The organism is Deltaproteobacteria bacterium, from assembly GCA_009930495.1.
Classification (GTDB): Bacteria; Desulfobacterota; Desulfovibrionia; order Desulfovibrionales; family Desulfomicrobiaceae; genus Desulfomicrobium.
Window position 1 is genome coordinate 1 of the sequence record RZYB01000190.1, and the last position, 4579, is coordinate 4579.

Consider the following 4579-nt stretch of genomic DNA (forward strand, 5'->3'; position numbering starts at 1 on the left):
AACCCCGGAAACCATGGCGGCCATGGTCTCGTGCTGCGGAGACGAACTCATTCCCGGCCCGTACGTGCAGTCCGCCAAGGACATCACGGCCCCGGAAAATCAAAATTTCGCGGCCGTCAATGCCGCCATGGACGCAGTTTTGGAGCACGTGACCGGCCGGGTCCGACCGGTAACACCCACCAACCGCAAGGAGACGTCATGTTGAACCGCCCCATGCGCCGCGCAAAGAACGCCGTCACCGATCCCGCCGAACTGGAGCGCATCATCCGGGCCAGCCCGGTCATGCGGCTGGCCATGAGCCAAAACGACGAGCCGTACGTCGTGCCCCTGTCCTTCGGGTACGACGGCGCGGCCCTCTATTTCCATGGCGCGACGCAAGGCCTCAAGCTCGACATCCTGCGCCGCAACCCGCGCGTGTGCTGCCTTTTCGAGCACGGGCTGGCGCTTGCCCCCAAGGGCGACAATCCCTGCGCCTGGGGTTTCACTTATGCCACGGTCATCGCGCACGGTATTGCCAGACACATCGAGGAGCCGGCCCGCAAGCTTGCCGCCCTGCAGATCATCGCGGATCAGTATGCACGACAGGGCGAACGCGTTCCAGGGGAACACATCGGCAACGTGGAGGTCTGGAAGATCGAAATTCTCAAAATGACGGGAAAACAGGCCGGATAACGGCGGGCCCGCGCCAGGCCCGCCGGGGTGTGACACGCCGATTACCGCGCGGCGTCCATCTCCTTCCAACCCTTCAGCAGACCGAAACATCCGGCCAGCATCATGTCTCCGCCGGGGGCGAGAAACTCCACCGCCGCGCCGGCCAGCATGGCCCGCTGGGGCCCCAGAACCACGGTGCGGCCAAAGCCTTGCGGCAGGTCGGGCACGGTCACGCAGCCGTGGCCGCCATCGTCGAAGACCTCGGCGTTACCCAGTTCGCCCCGCCGGAAGCGCTCCAAATGCCCCATAAGCTTGCCCTGATCCAGATAGCCGGTGTGGTGTTCGTAGACGCCAAGAACCCGCTCGCCCAAAACCAGAAAGGCGATGGCGTGGCTGTTGCCGAGATTGACGATGAGCACGCCGTCCTGCCGCGCGGACTGTTCCACGCTCGGGTCGAACAGCGCGCCGAGCATGGCGGCCGAGCCGGTGTCGGCCACCAGCCCCACACCGATGGACCGGCGCAAACAGGCCAGACGGGTCATCTCGGCCGGCGGTTCGGCATAGAGCAGGCGGGAAATCCGTCCCTCGTCCTCGGCCATGAATCGCTGCCAATAGGCGAAGCGGGAAATGCGGTTGCTCTTGCCCGGATGAAAACCGTGGTCCTGCACGCAGGCCAGGATCAAATCCGGCTGCGCCAACCCGGCATACTGGAGGAGTCCGCGCCAAAAGCCGAGATCGAAATCCGTCAGCAGCACCTGCGTGGCCGAAAGCGGCGGCGCGGCCGTGATTTCGATGCCGTGCCCGCGCACCTGATCCAGATCATCACCCAGGGCCAGGGCCGCCTCGGGATGGGCATAAACCTTCAAACCCGCGTCCTGGTGCGCCTTGACCGCGCGCCAAAACCCGCCGCCCATGTTCTGGCCGTGCAAATAGATATCGCGCTCAGCGGCGGTCAGCTCCCGAATGCGGGCCGCGACCGTGCGGGCCGGAGAGGGCAAAATGAACTTGGGGCAGTTTTCCAGCTCCAGGCCATCCTGATAGAGCAACACGTCCTGAGTGCCGCTGCCGATGTCGAGAATGAGACAGGATCGAGGGGTCACGGGTACTCTCCTTGAAAATGAAGTGGGACCAAAGCCCGGAGGAGGTACCGAGTTTTGAAAACCGAGTCCAGAATGGAGGGCGGGACATGGCCCGCCCCAAAAACCAAACGAAAGGATCAGGCCGTGACCATGCTCCGGACCGTGGCGGCCAAGGCATCCCGGCCCTTGGTGCTGTACAGGGCGTAGAGATTCATGACCGTGGTCTGGGAAAAGACGTAATTGCGCAGGGCATTGAAGCGCCGCGTCGCGCTCTCGCCCTCGCCCTGGATGCCGTACTCCGTGGCCGCGATATCCTTCATGACCGGGATAAGCCACTGGGCAGCCGGCACGGTCAGAACAAAGTCGTGGTCCCCCAGATGACAGACGAAGCCTTCCATGCGACGCGGCTGGGGCAGGGTTCCGGTAGAATCGAGGAGGCCTTTCCTGACAGGATCGACACCCGTCAGAATGGCCGCGGTCTTGAGCCAGGGCACGACCTCGGCCTCATCCTTGGCAAAGCCCGGATGCTTGTGGGCGCAGGCCTGAGCCACGCAGATTTCGGCGGGCAGACCGCGCCGCACGCTCTCGGCCACGCTTAACGGATGATGCTCGCCGGTGCCAGCCAATTTCTGCTCCGTCCGGCTGGAGCCGCTGGCCTCCCACTGAAAAACCCATGGTTTGTGCAGATCGTGCAAGACCTGGGAGGCGATGACCGTGTCCCTGTCCAGATCAAAGCCATAAACGTCCTTGTACCCGGCGTGGATGGCCAGGGACGCCTGCAGATTCAACGCCGTGTGGGTGACAAGCCCGCCGGGATAGCAGTGATGGCTCCCGTATCCGCTACCCGGCGCGGAAAGAAACGGCTGGGGACTTTTGGCCGCGTCCCGCACGGGCGGCAAGAATTTATTGAACTCCAGCTCGGTCCACCCGGCGGCCTTGAGTTCCTCATAAACGGCCCAACGATTTTTTTCGTCCATGAGCGACTCCATGATGGTCGGAGCCGGATTCTTGACGATGCCGGCCACGATGCCGCGAACTTCGGCATTGCCGATGGAGGCAACCACGTCGTCAATGTAGCGCATGGAATCGACAACGAGCCTGGAACGCTCGGCCATATCCTGGGCCGACATGGACATGCAGTCATCCAGGCGCGCGGCCTTGACCCCTGCCCAGGAAAAACGCGGCAAAGTCAGGGCGGCGACCCCGGCAGCCGCCAAACCGCCAAGTTTCAGAAAGTCACGACGATCGAGATGCGAAAGCACGGCACACTCCTTGTGTTTCGGGTGGTTATTGAACAAACGTCACCCTGGCTACGGGTCTTTCGTGACGGCGTCATGACAAAACGCCCACGATCACGCGACACAAAAAAAGCCGCTTCCCCACCGCATGGTGCGATGGAGAAGCGGCTTTGCCGCCATGTGCCGTCAAAAGGCTCAGGCCATGAACCGCAATGCCCCGCCCTCTTCGTCGACCACCAGCTTTTGTCCGTCGTGCAGACGGCCACCGATGATCTCCCTGGCCAGAGGCGTTTCCAGATTGTGCTGCAAATACCGCAAGAGCGGCCGCGCTCCGTAGACCGGATCATAGGCCTCGCGGGCAATGAAATCCTTGGCTCTGGAGGTGAGCTCCAGAGTGATCTTGCGCTCCTCCAGACGGGCCTGCAAGTTGCCCATGAGCAGATCAATGATGCGCGTGATCTGCTCGATGAGGAGCGGCTTGAAGAGCACGATTTCGTCGACCCGGTTCAAGAACTCGGGCCGGAAATGCCCGCGCAGCACACCCATGACCCCATCGCGCACGCCCTCTCGCAATTCACCCGACTCGCTGATGCCATCCAGAAGCAAGGGCGAGCCGATGTTGGAGGTCATGATGATGATCGTGTTCTTGAAATCCACGGTCCGGCCGTGGCTGTCCGTCAGCCGGCCGTCGTCGAGGATCTGCAGGAGCACGTTGAAGACGTCCGGGTGGGCCTTCTCGATTTCATCAAAAAGAACCACGCTGTACGGTTTGCGCCGCACGGCCTCGGTCAGCTGGCCGCCCTCGTCGTAGCCGATGTAGCCCGGAGGCGCTCCGATGAGCCGGGCCACGGTGTGCTTTTCCATGTACTCGCTCATGTCCAGGCGCACCATGTTTTCCTCGGTGTCGAACAGGCTTTTCGCCAGGGTCTTGCACAGCTCGGTCTTGCCCACGCCGGTGGGCCCCAGGAACATGAACGAGCCTATGGGCCGCTGCGGGTTCTTCAGGCCCGCCCGGGCGCGCAGGACCGCGTCGGCCACGGCCTGCACGGCCTCGTCCTGACCGACGACCCGCTCGTGCAGGATATCGGCCAGTTTCAGAAGCTTCTCGCGCTCCCCTTCCACCAACTTGGACACCGGGATTCCCGTCCACTTGGAAATGATGGCCGCAATGTCGTCCGGACCGACCTCCTCGCGCAGCAGGCGCTGCTCGCCGTCGTCGCCGCCGGAAAGGCTCGCGAGCTTCTTCTCCAGTTCCGTCAGCCGACCATACTTGAGTTCGGCGGCCTTGTTCAGATCGTACTCGCGCTCGGCCTTGGCAATGGCCTCCTTGGTCGCCTCGATATCCTTCTTGACACCGCTGATCTCGTCGATCCCGCTCTTTTCCCGCTCCCACTGGGCCTTGAGGCCGGTCTGGGCTTCTTTCAGCTCCGCCAGCTCCTTTTCGAGCTTCTCCAGACGTTCGCGGGAGGCGGCGTCACTTTCGCGACGCAGGGCTTCGCGCTCGATCTCCAGCTGCATGATCTTGCGGTTGGCCTCGTCCAGCTCCGTGGGCAGGGAGTCGATCTCGGTCCGGATCATGGCCGCGGCCTCGTCGATGAGGTCGATGGCCTT

At 63.0% G+C, this 4579-nt stretch carries 4 protein-coding genes; 1 reads left to right on the forward strand and 3 read right to left on the reverse strand.

Annotated features, from left to right (window positions below; genetic code table 11):
• The first annotated feature begins 198 nt into the window (after positions 1 to 198).
• Positions 199 to 672 carry a pyridoxamine 5'-phosphate oxidase family protein gene (locus tag EOL86_12200; protein NCD26336.1) on the forward strand — a complete coding sequence of 158 codons (474 nt, stop codon included), beginning with the start codon at positions 199 to 201 and terminating at the stop codon, positions 670 to 672.
• Positions 673 to 713: 41 nt separating this feature from the next.
• On the opposite strand, the gene EOL86_12205 is transcribed toward EOL86_12200, so the two are convergent.
• The 3 genes from EOL86_12205 to EOL86_12215 form a co-directional block, all read right to left on the reverse strand.
• Entirely contained in the window at positions 714 to 1751 is a 1038-nt protein-coding gene (locus tag EOL86_12205) for a hypothetical protein (protein ID NCD26337.1), read from the reverse strand.
• A gap of 116 nt (positions 1752 to 1867) precedes the next feature.
• Positions 1868 to 2992: a twin-arginine translocation signal domain-containing protein gene (locus EOL86_12210; GenBank protein NCD26338.1), complete on the reverse strand. Its 1125-nt coding sequence runs from the start codon at positions 2990 to 2992 to the stop codon at positions 1868 to 1870.
• Between the two features lie 171 nt (positions 2993 to 3163).
• Positions 3164 to 4579, reverse strand: a 1416-nt coding sequence (locus EOL86_12215; GenBank protein NCD26339.1) for an AAA family ATPase, incomplete at its 5' end; no start/stop codon positions are given.